The organism is Gordonia sp. 852002-50816_SCH5313054-c (assembly GCF_001665925.1).
In the GTDB taxonomy this organism is placed as follows: domain Bacteria; phylum Actinomycetota; class Actinomycetes; order Mycobacteriales; family Mycobacteriaceae; genus Gordonia; species Gordonia jacobaea.
This window is the reverse complement of sequence record NZ_LZTE01000019.1, coordinates 23,528-38,838: the sequence shown is the minus strand read 5'-3', so window position 1 is coordinate 38,838 and position 15,311 is coordinate 23,528. Positions and strand designations below refer to the sequence as shown.

The 15,311-nt window shown below is 65.2% G+C and carries 17 protein-coding genes; 4 read left to right on the top strand and 13 right to left on the bottom strand.

Annotated elements, in window-relative coordinates:
- Positions 1-139: 139 nt before the first annotated feature.
- The 8 genes from A5788_RS01375 to A5788_RS01340 all read right to left on the bottom strand — a co-directional run bounded on the left by A5788_RS01375 (position 140) and on the right by A5788_RS01340 (position 6,929).
- The gene (locus A5788_RS01375; RefSeq protein WP_082937809.1) at positions 140-1,360 is read right to left on the bottom strand and encodes a glycoside hydrolase family 27 protein; all 1,221 of its coding nucleotides are present in this window, start codon (positions 1,358-1,360) and stop codon (positions 140-142) included.
- A 50-nt stretch (positions 1,361-1,410) separates the two neighbouring features.
- Positions 1,411-1,884, bottom strand: a complete 474-nt coding sequence (gene smpB / locus A5788_RS01370) for an SsrA-binding protein SmpB (protein WP_064868235.1) — start codon at positions 1,882-1,884, stop codon at positions 1,411-1,413.
- A gap of 68 nt (positions 1,885-1,952) precedes the next feature.
- The gene (gene ftsX, locus A5788_RS01365) at positions 1,953-2,864 is read right to left on the bottom strand and encodes a permease-like cell division protein FtsX (RefSeq protein WP_064868256.1); all 912 of its coding nucleotides are present in this window, start codon (positions 2,862-2,864) and stop codon (positions 1,953-1,955) included.
- A gap of 110 nt (positions 2,865-2,974) precedes the next feature.
- Complete coding sequence (gene ftsE / locus A5788_RS01360; protein WP_049698999.1) at positions 2,975-3,661, bottom strand: cell division ATP-binding protein FtsE; 687 nt, start codon at positions 3,659-3,661, stop codon at positions 2,975-2,977.
- A 69-nt stretch (positions 3,662-3,730) separates the two neighbouring features.
- Positions 3,731-4,384, bottom strand: coding sequence for a hypothetical protein (locus tag A5788_RS01355; RefSeq protein ID WP_064868238.1), 654 nt, complete (start codon positions 4,382-4,384; stop codon positions 3,731-3,733).
- Positions 4,384-5,385, bottom strand: coding sequence for a mechanosensitive ion channel family protein (locus A5788_RS01350; protein ID WP_152930072.1), 1,002 nt, complete (start codon positions 5,383-5,385; stop codon positions 4,384-4,386). Before A5788_RS01350 ends, A5788_RS01355 begins: the two co-directional genes overlap by 1 nt.
- The gene (prfB, locus tag A5788_RS01345; protein WP_064862386.1) at positions 5,378-6,493 is read right to left on the bottom strand and encodes a peptide chain release factor 2; all 1,116 of its coding nucleotides are present in this window, start codon (positions 6,491-6,493) and stop codon (positions 5,378-5,380) included. The genes A5788_RS01350 and prfB overlap by 8 nt, the downstream gene beginning before the upstream one ends.
- Before the next feature lie 46 nt (positions 6,494-6,539).
- On the bottom strand, positions 6,540-6,929 hold the full coding sequence (locus A5788_RS01340; protein WP_049698996.1) for a hypothetical protein: 390 nt from the start codon (positions 6,927-6,929) through the stop codon (positions 6,540-6,542).
- A gap of 117 nt (positions 6,930-7,046) precedes the next feature.
- On the opposite strand from A5788_RS01340, the gene hisN reads away from it, so the two are divergent.
- Together hisN and A5788_RS01330 are read left to right on the top strand one after the other, a co-directional pair.
- Positions 7,047-7,847 carry a histidinol-phosphatase gene (gene hisN, locus A5788_RS01335; protein WP_064868241.1) on the top strand — a complete coding sequence of 267 codons (801 nt, stop codon included), beginning with the start codon at positions 7,047-7,049 and terminating at the stop codon, positions 7,845-7,847.
- Between the two features lie 120 nt (positions 7,848-7,967).
- Entirely contained in the window at positions 7,968-8,366 is a 399-nt protein-coding gene (locus A5788_RS01330; protein WP_064868244.1) for a VOC family protein, read from the top strand.
- 15 nt (positions 8,367-8,381) lie between these two features.
- Here the strand turns inward: A5788_RS01330 and A5788_RS01325 are convergent, their stop codons facing one another.
- Entirely contained in the window at positions 8,382-9,041 is a 660-nt protein-coding gene (locus A5788_RS01325) for an MBL fold metallo-hydrolase (protein WP_064868247.1), read from the bottom strand.
- A gap of 55 nt (positions 9,042-9,096) precedes the next feature.
- Positions 9,097-9,579 carry a DUF2752 domain-containing protein gene (locus A5788_RS01320; protein ID WP_049698992.1) on the bottom strand — a complete coding sequence of 161 codons (483 nt, stop codon included), beginning with the start codon at positions 9,577-9,579 and terminating at the stop codon, positions 9,097-9,099.
- A gap of 145 nt (positions 9,580-9,724) precedes the next feature.
- On the opposite strand from A5788_RS01320, the gene A5788_RS01315 reads away from it, so the two are divergent.
- Both A5788_RS01315 and A5788_RS01310 read left to right on the top strand, forming a co-directional pair.
- Positions 9,725-11,095 carry an acyl-CoA dehydrogenase family protein gene (locus A5788_RS01315; protein ID WP_064868259.1) on the top strand — a complete coding sequence of 457 codons (1,371 nt, stop codon included), beginning with the start codon at positions 9,725-9,727 and terminating at the stop codon, positions 11,093-11,095.
- 46 nt (positions 11,096-11,141) lie between these two features.
- Positions 11,142-12,365 carry an acyl-CoA dehydrogenase family protein gene (locus A5788_RS01310; RefSeq protein WP_049698991.1) on the top strand — a complete coding sequence of 408 codons (1,224 nt, stop codon included), beginning with the start codon at positions 11,142-11,144 and terminating at the stop codon, positions 12,363-12,365.
- 197 nt (positions 12,366-12,562) lie between these two features.
- Here the strand turns inward: A5788_RS01310 and crcB (A5788_RS01305) are convergent, their stop codons facing one another.
- The 3 genes from crcB (A5788_RS01305) to A5788_RS01295 are packed head-to-tail and all read right to left on the bottom strand — an operon-like array spanning position 12,563 to position 15,298.
- Positions 12,563-12,931 carry a fluoride efflux transporter CrcB gene (gene crcB, locus A5788_RS01305; RefSeq protein ID WP_064870558.1) on the bottom strand — a complete coding sequence of 123 codons (369 nt, stop codon included), beginning with the start codon at positions 12,929-12,931 and terminating at the stop codon, positions 12,563-12,565.
- Positions 12,928-13,440: a fluoride efflux transporter CrcB gene (crcB, locus tag A5788_RS01300; RefSeq protein ID WP_064870565.1), complete on the bottom strand. Its 513-nt coding sequence runs from the start codon at positions 13,438-13,440 to the stop codon at positions 12,928-12,930. The genes crcB (A5788_RS01305) and crcB (A5788_RS01300) overlap by 4 nt, the downstream gene beginning before the upstream one ends.
- Positions 13,397-15,298 carry a propionyl-CoA synthetase gene (locus tag A5788_RS01295; RefSeq protein WP_064870557.1) on the bottom strand — a complete coding sequence of 634 codons (1,902 nt, stop codon included), beginning with the start codon at positions 15,296-15,298 and terminating at the stop codon, positions 13,397-13,399. The genes crcB (A5788_RS01300) and A5788_RS01295 overlap by 44 nt, the downstream gene beginning before the upstream one ends.
- Between the last annotated feature and the right edge of the window lie 13 nt (positions 15,299-15,311).

The following is a 15,311-nucleotide window of genomic DNA, read 5'->3' as shown; positions in this document are numbered from 1 at the left end:
CATGTCTACCGACACTCACAGCAACCTTCCAGACTTGACGCGCCGCTAACGGTCAGTCGTCACCGGATCGCGACCCAAATGAGCGTCCCCAGACACCTTCGAGCCGTTAACGACACCGCACCTCGCGAAGTGATCACACTCAGCGGATCTCGAGGACCACCGTGTCGTGCACGCCGACAGGTACCGACAACTCGCCGTGCTGCGCCGTGAAAGAGCGCCCGGTCCACGCGTCCACACCGGTCACCGACGCATCGCCAACGAGTCCGATGCTTCCCAACGACACCGACAGCGTGCGCGCATGATCGGCGCGGTTGGTCAGCGAGATGACCAACCCCTTCTCGCCGATGGCCCGCGACCACACCTCAGGGTCGTCGTCGACCATCGCACCGGCGACGACTCGCGAATCCTGGTCGATCGCAATGATTGCCGCGTTACGCAACGTGTCGAGAGTCTGCTGCGACATGTTCGTCAGGTCGTTTCCCGCGATCAGAGGCGCAGCCATCATCGACCACATCGAGATCTGAGTGCGCTGCTGCGCGGGTGTGAGCCCAGTTGATCCGACGACCAGCATGTCCGGGTCGATGAACGAACCCGGCTTCACCCGTGCGGTCAACGGCCCCGCGGCGTCGACGATGTTTACGATGCCCTGATATCCCGACGATCCATTCGCGGTCGACCATGCGGGCGTGACGTCGTTGGTCACACGCGTCGTGGTTGCTGTTCCGCCCCAATCGAATTCGGCACCGGGTACCGATCCCGCGACGCCGCTGTTGGGATTGATCGCAAACACGATTCGACGGTCCGTGTCGCGCAACGCATTTCGCATCGCGGTGAACGATGAGACCTGATCGTCGTGAGAAGTGTCGGACGAGCACCAGTCGTACTTGAGATAGTCGACGCCCCATCCGGCGAATGTCTGGGCGTCGGTTGCCTCGTGGCCACCGCTGCCCGTCGCGCCCGGATACGTGCCCTGGAACTGGGTGCAGGTCTTATCCCGTGCGCCTGAATAGATCCCGAAAAGTAGGCCACGCTGATGGAGGTAGTCCCCAAGAGCGGCCATACCCGACGGAAATCGAACCGGATCTGCCTGCAGCCTGCCGGAGGCGTCGCGCTGCGGAGCAGCCCAGCAATCGTCGACGATCACGTACTTGTAACCGGCATCGCGCAGTCCCGACGACACCAGCGCATCGGCCTGCGCACGGATGATCTGCTCGGTGATCCGACATCCGAAGGTGTTCCAACTGTTCCACCCCATCGGCGGAACCCCCGCAAGCCCGGGGATCGCGGGTCCGTCACCGCCGATCCGACCCTCCTGCTGCGGCGCGCACGCGACAGCCGCCAACACAGCGATCACCGCCACGACGGCGGCAACCACCGGGAAGCGCGCTCCACGAGACGTCGACGTCGCGGTCACATGCCCTTGACGCGACGACCCAGCTCGCGTTCGACCTCACGCTGCGCGGTGCGTCGAGCAATGTCGTGGCGCTTGTCGTGTGCCTGCTTACCGCGTGCGAGCGCGAGCTCGACCTTGACCTTGCCGTCGTTGAAGTACAGCGACAGGGGCACCAAGGTGAGGTTGCCGTCGCGGATCTTGCCGATCAGATTGTCGATCTCACTGCGATGCATGAGGAGCTTGCGCTTGCGCAGCGGCGTGTGGTTCGTCCACGAACCGCGCCCGTACTCGGCAATGTTGAGGCCACGCAGCCACACCTCGCCGTCGTCGATGGTGGCGAATGCGTCGACCAACGACGCCTTGCCCTCCCGAAGACTCTTGACCTCGGTGCCGACCAAAGCGACACCGGCTTCGTAGGTGTCCAGGATGGCGTAGTTATGGCGAGCCTTCCGATTCGACGCAATCACGTTGCGCCCCTTCTCCCTCGCCATCACTCAGCCCTTTCTGTCGCTAATCGTCGGCCAGCCGTCGCTCCGAGCCTCCTCGCTACAGCCCGCTATTACTCACGAACATAGACACGCAGCGTGACATACGCCGTCGCGCCTGCCAACACAATTCCGGCGAGGATCAGCCACGGCGACACGAACAACACGTCGCCCGCGGTGATCCTGGCCAGGATGTTGACGCCGTAGAGGTCGTTCAACGCCTTGTCGAAGAAGAACACCTTCGCCGCGAACAGACCGGCTATCGCCAGCAGCGAACCGATGAACGCCGAGACCACCGCTTCCAAGAGGAAGGGTAGCTGCGTGTACCAACGGGTCGCACCGACAAGCCGCATGATCGACACCTCTGTCCGCCGGGTGAACGCCGCGACCTGAACTGTATTGACGATCAGTAGGATCGCCGCCACCGCAAGGACCGCGGCCACCGCGAACGCCGCGTTGCGCACACCGTCGAGCACGCTGAAGATGCGTTTCACCAACTCTCGCTGATCTAGAACGCCGTCGACGCCCAGATCCTTCCGGTCGGCATATTTGTCGAGCACGGCACCGAACTGGCTCGCGTCGCTCATCCGAACCTTGAGCGACGCGGGGTTGGCGTCGGGCGAGATCATGTCGGCGATCTCGGGTGCGCTCTGCTCGAACGCCGCCTTCGCCGCCTTGTAGGCGTCCGCCTTGCTGACGTAGGTCACCGAGCCGACGCCCGGCTCGTTCTCCAGGTTGGTGCGCAGCGTCGAACACGGTGCGCGTTGGCAGTCGGGGTCGGCCGCACTGACGTCGTCGTTGATGTAGAACTGCATCTCGACGCGGTCGAGGAAGATCTTCTGACTCTTGTTCGCCATCTGGATGACCAACAATCCGCCACCGAGCATGCCGAGGGTAATGGCAGTGGTGAGGATCATCGCGACCGTCATCGTGACGTTGCGGCGGAGACCGTTGAGGACCTCTCTGATGATGAAGTTCGCTCGCATGCTGGTGCTACACGTCCTTTGGTCTGTGTGGTGCGCGGCTCGGTGGTACGCGGACTGACGGGCGTCGAAGCGGTCGGTGGCGCGTAGTCGCACTCACCCCGGATCGACGGTCAGCCGATGCCGTACACGCCTTGTGCGTCGTTGCGGACGAGTCTGCCGTTGTCGAACTCGAGTACCCGACGTCGCATCGCGTCGACGATGTGCCGATCGTGCGTCGCCATGACGACGGTGGTTCCGCGCCGGTTGACGCGGTCGAGCACGTCGACGATCTCTTCGCTGGTCTCCGGATCGAGGTTGCCCGTCGGCTCGTCGGCGAGCAGGACAAGTGGCCGGTTGACGATCGCCCGCGCGATGGCGACACGTTGCATCTCGCCGCCCGACAACTCATAGGGCATGCGGTCCTGTTTGCCCTCGAGACCCACGTACTCGAGAACCTCCGGCACCACACGACGAATGGTCGACGGCTGCTTGCCGATCACCTCGAGCGCGAACGCCACGTTGTCGGCCACCGACTTCTGCTGCAGCAACCGGAAGTCCTGGAACACGCACCCGATGGACTGACGCAGTTTGGGTACCGATCGTCCGCGAAGGCGGTTCACGTGGAATTCGCCGACGTACACCTCACCCTTCGTCGGCCGATCCTCTTTGAGCAGCAGCCGGAAGAACGTCGACTTGCCTGAACCGGAGGGGCCGATGAGGAACGCGAATTCGCCCTTGTCGACCTCGAGATCGAGGTCGGTGAGGGCGGGTCGGCTGGATGCCTTGTACTTCATCGTCACGTTCTCCAGCTTGATCACGACAACAGAGTGTAACGGTGACGCCTGAGAGGTCTGTTCAGGTGCGCACCCGCGCGCCGACCCGCTCGGTCAGCGCGACGGGACTGCTGTCGTCTCCTGCTGGTTGTTCCGGTTGTTGAAGAAGTCCGAGAAGCCGTTGCCACCGGTCGTGGTCGGTTGCCCACTCTGGGTGCCCGGAACGGCGCCTCCCTGACCGGGCTCTTCGCTCGGACTACCCGACTCACCCGAGACGCCCGACGGCACCGACGTCGAGGGATACGACGAGGACGGCGTCGAGTACGTCGTCTCCGGAGTCGTCTCGACCGACGTGCGGTGATGAGTCGGCTGGGGCGCAGGAGCGTCGACGATTCCGTACCGCTGCGAGGTGTAGCCGTAGACAATGACGCACACGATGAAAAGCACCGACACGATCGCCGTACTGGTACGGACCCCGGTGTGCGGAATGTGGTGCCAGTCGCGTCGGTGGCGCAGACTGTGTGGATTGCCGATCTCGTCCGTGCGCGGCTGCGGGGCCACCGTGCGATCCGCGTCCGAGTCGTCCTTTGCGTCCAAGTCGGCATTCGCGTCGCCGTTGCTGTTGCCGTTGCGTTTAGCGTTTTCCTGCTTGTCGGCGGCGGCTTCTGCCTGCTCGATCTTGGCGACGACCTCCTCGGCCGCTGCCTTCGCGGCGTCGTCGTCGGATCGACCCGCGCTGTGGTCGGGGCCGTCATGACGGTGAACCATCACTTGTCACCCCCCGACGATGCTTGTGCGTCGGCTTCGGAATGACCGCTGGGCGGCGCTGACCCCGCCTGCACCTCTTTACCCGAGGCGACGTTGATACCGCGGCGAGCCAGCGCGCGCACAATCCATGCGCGCAGCGCACGACTGACCTCGAACTGTTTGCCGGGCAGGGTCCTGGTCACCATCCTGACGGTCATCGAATCGAGCTCGAGGTTTGTCACACCGAGCGGCGACGGCGCGTCGAGAAGCAAGTCGTGCCAGTACGGATCGTTGTAGAAGCGCTGGCCAACCTCGGAGAGAACCTCGTTGACCACTCCGATGTCGGAGTCGGCGGGCACCGGAACGTCGACGACGGCTCTCGCCCAGTCCTTCGAGCGGTTTGTGGTCTTGATGACCTGCCCGTTGGGAACGGTGATGACCTCGCCCTCGGATGTGCGAAGTCGGGTGATGCGCAACGTCACGTCCTCGACGGTTCCCTCGGCTTCGCCGTTGCCGGTGACGGTCAGAGCCACGACGTCGCCGTATCCGTACTGCCGTTCGGCGACCACGAAGAATCCCGCGAGGATGTCTTGGACCACCCGTTGGGCACCGAAACCGAGTGCCGCACCGACGACGGCAGTCGGGCCGACCAGGCCTGACAACGGCACCTTGAACACCGTGAGGATGTGCAGGAACACGATGATGCCGACGACGACGACAAGCGTCCACGACACCACGTCGATCATCGCGCGGCGGTGTTTGGAGTCCTCGCTCTGCACAATCAGATCACTGTTGTGGAACTTGGCCTCGATACGGTCGTTGAACTTCTGCGCCGACCAGCGGATGAACCGCACGACGAGGATGCCGCCGAGGATCCAGATGACGATTTCGAGGCCGTTCGTGGCCATCCACCGGTAGAAGCGCCCGATCACCGACTCCGTCGCACCGGGTGCGAACGCGAGTGTGGTGAGGTCGGCCCGCGCCAGCACCGACGAACCTGCCTGCGCGAAGACCTCACGCATCGGCATCAGCCATCCGCCAGCGGATGCCGGCTTCGATGAACTCGTCGATGTCGCCGTCGAGAACCGTGGTCGGGTTGTTGTTCTCGACGTTGGTCCGCAGGTCCTTGACCATCTGATAGGGGTGCAGCACGTAGGAACGCATCTGGTTGCCCCAGCTCGATCCGCCGTCGCCCTTCAGTGCGTCGAGCTCTGCGCGCTCCTCCTGCTGTTTGCGGGCGAGGAGCTTGGCCTGCAGCACCCGCATCGCCGACGCCTTGTTCTGCAGCTGGCTCTTCTCGTTCTGACAGGTCACGACGATGCCGGTCGGGATGTGGGTCAACCGCACGGCCGAGTCGGTGGTGTTGACCGACTGACCGCCGGGACCCGACGACCGGTAGACGTCGACCTTCACGTCGTTTTCGTCGACGTCGATGTGGTCGGTGGTCTCGACGACGGGCAGCACCTCGACCTCGGCGAACGAGGTCTGGCGACGGCCCTGGTTGTCGAACGGGCTGATGCGCACCAACCGGTGCGTGCCCTGCTCCACCGAGAGCGTGCCGTACATATAGGGCGACTTGACCGCGAACGTCGCCGACTTCAAGCCCGCTTCCTCCGCGTACGACGTGTCGTAGACCTCGACGCCGTAGCCGTGCTTCTCCGCCCAGCGGACGTACATACGCATCAGCATCTGCGCCCAATCGGCGGCGTCGACGCCGCCCGCACCCGACCTGATGTTGACCACGGCGTCGCGCGAGTCGTACTCGCCGGCGAGCATGGTCTTGACTTCCATCGCCTGGATGTCGCTGCGCAGGGATTCGCGCTCGGCGTCGGCGTCGGCCAGCGCCGACGTGCGCGCCTCACCTTCTTCGGACTCCGCGAGTTCGTAGTGGACGGGCATGTCATCGAGTCGCTGCCGCAACTCGGTGACGCGACGCAGCTCCGCCTGGGCGTGCGAGAGTTCGCTTGTCACCTTCTGCGCGTGGTCTTGGTCGTTCCACAGATCCGGGTCGGACGCCTGCATCTCGAGCTCGTCGATCCGCCGACGCAACTCCTCGACGTCGAGGACTTTCTCGACGGTCGTCAGGGTCGAGTCGAGCGATTCGAGATCGGTTGCTACGTCAGGATGCACGGTTTACCAGGGTACCGACTGCTGATTGCCGATGTGCCCCCACTCCTCACGCCGACGGCGGTACCGAGGGCGGCACGTCGGGTGTCTGCATGGGAGGCAATTGGCCGAAACTCCACGTCGTCGCGGTCTTCCCCGGTTTGTAGACCACGGCATGCTCGGATCCGATCTGCGGCCACGGTTCGCCCTCGGTGAGGATCATCGTTCCGTACACCTCGGTCGGGTTGGTTCCCGGACCGTTGATCGTTCCGGAGATGGTGCAGAACGCTTGCCCCTTGCTGTCGGGTTCGGCCTGATCACTCACGCCCGTGACGGTCAGCGTTCCTTGCGCGTAGCCCGCCGTGTTCCCACCGAATCCGCCGATCCGCTGTCCGCGGAAACGCATGATCATCGCGATCACGGCGACGACGAGCAATATGACGAGAATGACGGTCAACATGGCATCAACCCTACCGACCCGACCGGGCATTTCGGGCGGCGAACGCAGCGTCGACGGTCATCGTGGCAGCCATCAGTCCACAGTTTTCGCAACGCGGCCAAGCGTTACGCTGACCGGGTGCTTCCGACGCCCGGTTCCGACGCCACCGCCGACCTCGATTTCGCGCTCTCTCTCGCAGAGTCCGCCGACGCGCTGACGATGCGGCGCTTCGGCGCGATCGACCTCGAGGTCGACGCCAAACCCGACCTCACCCCGGTCTCCGACGCCGACCTCGCCTGCGAACAGATGATCCGCGAACGGCTCGCGGCTGTCTTCCCCGACGACGAGGTCCTCGGCGAAGAGTTCGGCGGTGACGCGGTCCTGACCGGTCGGCAGTGGGTCGTCGACCCCATCGACGGCACAAAGAACTTCGTGCGCGGCGTCCCGATCTGGGCCACGCTGATCGCTTTGTTGGTCGACGGCGTGCCGGTGGTCGGCGTGGTGTCGGCGCCTGCGTTGAGCCGCCGTTGGTGGGCCGCCACCGGTCACGGTGCGTTCGTCGCGTTCGACCACGGCGACGCGCGTCAGATCGCGGTCTCGAATGTCGCCGACCTCGCGTCGTCGAGCCTGACCTTCTCGAGCCTGTCCGGCTGGGCCGACCGCGGAGTCCGCGACAAGTTCATCGACCTCACCGACCGTGTCTGGCGCGTGCGCGGCTACGGCGACTTCCTCAACTACTGCCTCGTCGCCGAGGGCGCCGTCGACATCGCGGCAGAACCCGAGGTGTCGCTATGGGATCTCGCCCCGCTCGACGTGCTGGTCCGCGAAGCAGGCGGGCGGTTCACGTCACTCGACGGCTCACCCGGTCCCGGCGGCGGCAGCGCGGTCGCGACCAACGGACTTCTCCACGACGAGGTGCTCGCTGCACTCGAGGCGTAACCCGCGGCGTCCTCTCCGGGCTACCTGCCCGCTCGGATAGTCCGTGCGCAATCCCCGCGTGGCGACCGCCGACAGCTCCTAGCGTGTGCGTCTGAGACCCAACGCTCCAGGAGATTCGCGATGCCCAGCTTTCCCGCACTGACCCACGTGGCCATTACCGTCACCGACCTCGACGCCAGCACTCGTTGGTACACAGCGCTGTTCGACGCCGCGCCCGTCCTCGACGAAGACGAGGAGTCCGGCGATTTCCACCACGCGGTGTTCACGCTCGCCGGCGGAACCCTCTTCGGACTGCACACGCACACCGGCTCGGCGGCGTCGGGAAGCTTCGACGAACACAGGACGGGACTCGACCACATCGCCTTCGCCGTCAGTCGTGCGGAACTCGACGACTGGCTGGTGCGCTTGGACGAGCTCGGCGTCGCGCACAGCGAGATCAAGCACGCGCGCTACGGATCCGGCATTTCTTTCCGCGACCCCGACAACATCGCGCTGGAGTTCTTCGCCCCTCCCGCGTGAGCCGCGACGAGGTCGTCACACCTGGGTCGCCGACTCCTCGCCGAGCACGACGAACTCGGTGCCGGGATCCTTCATCTCCTGCAACCGCGCGTAGTGAACGCCGGTCCCCGCGTCGGAAAGCACAGCCTGATGGATCGGGACGGCGACCCGCGGCGCCATCGCACGCAGGTAGTCGAGCGACTCGCTGAGTTTCATCCACGGCGCGGCCGAGGGCAGCGCGAGCACGTCGACCTGCTCGAACGGAATGTAGAACGAATCTCCCGGATGCATGAAACGTCCTGGAGCCGTTGCTGTTCCGAGTACATACGCGACGTTGTCGACGACGGGGATCTCGGGGTGGATCACAGCGTGGCGTCCTCCGGTGAATCGAGCTGTCACCGCGCCGACGCCGACCTGGCCGCCCGCGAGCGCCGCGGTCCACTCCCCTGCCACATCGTCGGAGTTGAGTTGCGCGGCGGTCTGCGGATCGGCGATACGGATCGCCTGGGGGTTCTCGCCGACCAGATTCGGCAGTCGCCCGACGTCGCAGTGATCAGGATGCTGATGAGTGATCAGGATCGCGTCGAGTCCGGTGAGTCCTTCGAAGCCGTGCGACATGGTTCCCGGGTCGAAGAGGATTCGCGTCCCGTCCAATTCGACGAGCACGCAGGAATGGCCGAAGTGGGTGATCTCCATGTGTCCACTGTGCTCTCACATATGGGTTTGCGCATTGATCCGAACGAACACCGAGTCACACGACCGAGGGAAACACACCCCATCCCGCAGCGGCGTCGACGATGCGGGCGACTCCGTAGACAAGCCACACACCGATCGCCACCACCAACACCGGCAGCAGTCGACGTAGGCGCAGTCGCCTCAATGCCCCCGGACCGGCGACGAGGCACACGGCTCCGGCCACGACTGCGATAGCGGTCGCCGCCAGCGTCAACGGGCCGAACACGTTGTAGGTGAACGCCCCGCTCACGTCACCGTGCATGAGGTGCACCCAACTGCGCGTGAGTCCGCAACCCGGGCACGGCAGACCCGTGAGCGCACGGAACGGGCAGAAGTCGGGGCCGTGATCGACCGAGTCCAGTGGCCACACGATCGCGGTGAGCAATGCCGCCCCGCCGACGGCGACCACCATCGCCGGTCCGACTCGGCTTCGTCGGCCATCCGAACCCGACGGCGCAGCGGTATGGCGACCAGGGACGTCGGCACGATCAGTTGACACGTGACCAGCCTAAACCGGCGAGGAGAACACTATGTTCGACGAGCGCGTGACAATCTCCTTACCGAGTAGTAAGGTTCGTACTTACTACCGAGTAAGATACTGCTCACGGTCAGCTCCAGCACCCGTGCGAAGAGAAATGGTTGTCATGACGACTCACACCGAACCCCGCGACACTTCAGCAGTCGGCAAGAACCCGCACAAGCGCAATGCCATCGGTACCGCCATGCGGGTGCTCACGACGGTCACCGGCTCCGACTTCGCGGAGAAGTACCAGATCCGTGAGCCCATCAACCTGATCGCCTACCAGGCAACCAAGACCGGCTTCCAAACCCTTGGCGCAGCCAACCGCGCGTTCAAGAAGGTGCAGGGCGGCTCCGGCGGCGCAGCGCGATTGAGCACCACGCCCAAGGACTACTTCAACCTCAACCCCGACGACGAGCAGCAGATGATCGCCGAGACGGTCAAGGAGTTCGCCGAGGAGATCCTGCGCCCCGCCGCCTACGATGCCGACGCCGCCGCGAGCGCACCTGACGACATCGTCAAGCGCTCCGCCGAACTCGGCATCACGATGATCAACGTGCCCGAGCAGTTCGACGGCGCAGCTTCCGAGCGTGGCGTCGTCACCAACGCCCTCGTTGCCGAGGCAATGGCCTACGGCGACATGGGACTTGCCCTCCCGCTCCTCGCCCCGAGCGGCGTCGCAACCACTCTCACCAACTTCGGCAGCGACAGCCAGCAGAAGACCTACCTGCCCGACTTCGCAGGCGAGAACGTGCCGCAGTCGTCCGTCGTCATCGCGGAGCCGCGCGCGCTGTTCGACGCATTCTCGTTGCAGACCAAGGCAACTCGGGTGCCGAGCGGCTACCGGCTCAACGGCGTGAAGTCGTTCGTGCCTGCCGCTGGTTCGTCCGAACTGTTCATCGTCGGAGCCGCGCTCGACGGCCAGCCCGCGCTGTTCATCGTCGAATCCGACTCCGAGGGACTGATCGTCGAAGCAGATCCGGGCATGGGTGTGCGCGCCGCAGGTATGGGTCGTCTGCTGCTGCAAGACGTCGCCGTCCCCGAAAGCGCGCTCCTCGGCGAAGAAGCCGGCGAGGCAGCCCTGGCCGCGTATCGCGACGTCGTACGTCTGTCACGCCTCGGTTGGTCGGCGCTTGCCGCCGGAACCGGCAAGGCCGTCCTCGACTACGTGATCCCCTACGTCAACGAGCGTGAGGCATTCGGCGAGCCGATCTCCAACCGGCAGGCCGTGGCCTTCATGGTCGCCAACATCGCGACCGAGCTCGACGGCATCCGCCTGGTCACGCTGCGTGGCGCATCGCGAGCCGAGCAGGGTCTGTCGTTCGCGCGCGAATCGGCACTCGCACGCAAGCTGACCATCGACAAGGGCCTACAGATCGGACTCGACGGCGTGCAGTTGCTCGGCGGTCACGGCTTCACCAAGGAGCACCCGGTCGAGCGTTGGTACCGCGATCTGCGTGGCGCAGGCATCGGCGAGGGCATCGTCGTCCTCTGACGGCGGCTGTCTTCCGACGACGAGACCGACCGAGAAAGCATCTGACATGGCAATCAATCTGGAACTCCCCCGGAAGCTGAACACCACGATCGACCAGGCCCACCAGGCCGCGGCCGAAATCTTCCGACCCATCTCGCGCAAGTACGACCTCGCCGAGCACTCCTATCCCGTCGAACTCGACACTCTCGCAAGCCTGTACGACGGCCTCGCCGAGACCGGCCAGGCCGGTGCGGGTGCCGACGGCGGGCGAAGCCAGGAGAAGAAGGCCAAGCCGGAGCGCGAGGGCGCAAATATCAACGGCGGCAACATGCAGTCGGTGATGAATGTCATCGAAACATGTTGGGGCGACGTCGGTTTGACGTTGTCGATGCCCTATCAGGGACTGGGCAACTCGGCCATCGCCGCTGTCGCCACCGACGAGCAGCTCAAGCGCTTCGGCAAGGTGTGGGCCGCCATGGCCATCACCGAACCCAGCTTCGGCTCCGACTCGGCCGCGGTGACAGCCACCGCCAAGCTCGACGGCGACGAGTACGTGATCAACGGCGAGAAGATCTTCGTGACCTCCGGTTCGCGCGCCACCCACATCGTCGTCTGGGCCAGCGTCGATCGCAGCCTCGGACGCGCGGCAATCAAGAGCTTCGTCGTGCCGCGCGAGCATCCCGGCGTCGAGGTGGTGCGACTCGAGCACAAGCTCGGCATCCGCGTCTCCGACACCGCCGTGATCCGCTTCGAGAACTGCCGCATCCCCAAGGAGAATCTGCTCGGCAGCCCCGAGGTGGATACCAAGAAGGGTTTCGGCGGGGTCATGCAGACCTTCGACAACACCCGTCCGCTCGTCGCGGGTATGGCCGTCGGTGTTGCGCGTGCCGCCCTCGAGGAGTTGCGCCGCATCCTGGAGGAGGCGGGCATCGAGATCGACTACGACAAGCCTGCCGAGAACCAGCACGCCGCAGCCGCCGAGTTCATCCGGATGGAGTCCGACTTCGAGGCCGCCTACCTGTTGACGATCCGCGCCACGTGGATGGCCGACAACAAGGAACCCAACTCGCTGCAGGCGTCGATGGCCAAGGCCAAGGCCGGCCGCACCGTCACCGATGTCACCAACAAGGCCGTCGAACTGACTGGCACGCTTGGGTATTCGGAGCGCCTGCTGCTCGAGAAGTGGGCCCGCGACTCGAAGATCCTCGACATCTTCGAGGGCACCCAGCAGATCCAGCAGCTCATCATCGCGCGCCGCGTGCTGAACAAGAGCAGCGCAGAACTCAAGTGAGACACTGACTCTCGACGAGTCACGAGCCCTGCGGCACACCGTGTCGCAGGGCTCGACTCTTTCCCGACCGCCGACCGAGCCGCCCCACCGCTGATCGAGCTTGTCGAGATCACCCCGCCGACCGAGCCGCCCTCCCCGCTGATCGAGCCGCCCCACCGCTGATCGAGCTTGTCGAGATCACCCCACCGCCGGCCCGCTCACACGGCCCACGCGAGCGCGAGCCCGACGGCGCAGGCGGCAGTGGCCGCAACCACCGAGCCCAGCGCGTTGCACAGCGCGAGTCCGCCTGCGCGCCGCTCGGCCAGACGCACGGTCTCGACGCTCGCCGTGCTGAAAGTCGTGTAGCCGCCGCAGAATCCGGTCCCGACAATCGCCTGCACCTCGCTCGGCGCCCCGTGGTAGATCACCAACCCCGCGAGCACACCCAGCAGCAACGAGCCGGAGACGTTGATGATCAGCGTCGCCCACGGGAACGTCGTGTTTCGCCAACGTTTGATCGCGCCGTCGACGACGAACCGCGCCACGGCTCCGAGCGCACCTGCGATGAGTATCGCCAGCACCGTCACGAGACACCGCCTCGCCGCACCGCATTCCGTCGACCAGCCGCACCCGCCACGACGATGCCCGCCCAGGCGCCGAGCACGCCGAGCACGACGCTGAGAACCGCATACGCGATCGCCACGCCGGGCGGCCCGTGATGGCCGAGTTGCGTGGTCTCGAGCGCGAACGTGGAGTACGTCGTGAATGCCCCGCAGAGTCCGGTGCCCGCAAAGACACGGACATTGCGACGCCAACCGTCGTCGGGACCCACAAGTGCCAGGAACCCCAGCAACGCGCCGAGCACGAACGCACCGCTGATGTTGATCGCGAACGTCGCCCACGGCCATCCGGTGCCGACCGTGGGGAACGCCTCCTCGATCACATAGCGCAGACCCGTTCCACAGATTCCCCCGAGAAAGACCAGTGCGATCGCTCCGAACTGCAGGTGCAGAGGACGGTCGGCCGGCGCGTCGGGATCGATGTCCGCGATGTCACTGCCCGATCTGTTGCGCGAGCCGCGCCAGTACGTCCGGATCCTCGATGGTCGACGGCACGGCGTACTCCTGGTGATCGGCGATCTGCCGCATGGTCTTTCGCAGAATCTTGCCCGACCGCGTCTTCGGTAGCGCGGCAACCACGGTCACGTCGCGGAACGTAGCCACCGGTCCGATCTCGTCGCGGACTTTCGCGATCAGTTCGTCACGCAGCGTGTCGGGTTCGATCTCGACACCCGACTTGAGTACGACGTAGCCGCTCGGGCGTTGACCCTTGAGGTCGTCGTGGATACCGATCACGGCGCATTCGGCGACCGCGGGATGCGACGCCACGACAGCCTCGATGCTGCCGGTCGACAGGCGATGCCCGGCGACGTTGATCACGTCGTCGGATCGTCCGAGGATGAAGATGTACCCGTCGTGATCGATGTATCCGGAGTCGCCGGTCAGGTAGTAGCCGGGGAAGGCGTTGAGATACGAACTGCGATAGCGCTCTTCGTCACCCCACAGTCCGGTCAGTGTGCCCGGCGGCAACGGCAGTGCGATCACGATATTGCCTTCGACGCCCGCATCGACCACGTTCCCCTCGGCGTCGACGACACCGACTCCGAAGCCCGGGACGGCGACAGTCGCCGATCCCGCCTTGATCGGCATCGGTTGCAGCCCACGCAGATTGGCCGCGATCGCCCAACCGGTCTCGGTCTGCCACCAATGGTCGATCACCGGTACACCGAGCACGTTCGACGACCAGGCGAGCGTGTCGGGGTCGAGCCGCTCACCCGCGACGAAGAGCGCGCGGAGCGACGAGATGTCGTACTGGTCAAGAAGTTTCGCGTCAGGGTCGGTCTTGCGGATGGCCCGGATCGCAGTCGGCGCGGTGAACAGCGCTTTGACTCGATGCTCGGCGATGACTCGCCAGAAGGCTCCCGCATCAGGTGTGCCAACCGGTTTGCCCTCGTACATCACCGTCGTCGCGCCGACGAGCAGCGGCGCGTAGACGATGTACGAGTGGCCGACCACCCACCCGACGTCCGATGCGGTCCACCAGATATCGCCTGCGCCGATGTCATAGATGTTGGCCATCGACCAGGTCAGTGCGACAGCGTGCCCGCCGTTGTCGCGCACAACCCCCTTGGGCTTTCCCGTGGTGCCCGACGTGTAGAGGATGTAGAGGGGGTCGGCCGCCGCGACGTCGACGGGTTCGGTGAGGCCGGCCGTCTCCATCTCGGCATCCCAGTCGAGCCAGGTGCGCCCCTCTCTGCTCGACGAGCCATAGTCAGCGGCAGAGCCCGCCACCTGCGGGCGATCCTTCACGATGACCGTCGAGACGGCGCTGTCGGAGAGGTCGAGGGCACTTGCCACCATCGGCAGATACTCGACGCTGCGTCCAGGCTCCAGACCGCCCGATGCGGTCACGATCGCCACCGGCTCGGCGTCGTCGATGCGTGTGGCGAGTTCGGGGGCGGCGAAGCCACCGAACACCACCGAGTGCACTGCGCCGAGCCGCGCGCACGCGAGCATGGCAATGGCTGCCTCGGGGATCATCGGCATGTAGATGATGACCCGGTCGCCGCGCGAGACACCCCGGCGGCGCAGCACGTCGGCGAATCGTGAGACCTCTACGAGCAGCTCGGCGTAGGTGTACTCGCGGATCTCGTCGACCATCGCGGAGTCCCAGATCAGCGCGAGTCGGTCACCGTGTCCCGCAGCGACGTGTCGATCGAGCGCGTTGTAGCAGGTGTTGAGTCGACCATCCGGGAACCAGCGATACATCGGCGCTGCCGAATCGTCGAGCGCGACCGTCGGTGGAACCGACCATTCGACGTCGGCCGCGGCCCGCAGCCAGAAGTTCTCCCTGTCGTCGACGCTGCGCGCAAAAGTGTCGTCGTAGCTAGCCATCGAACGCTCTTCT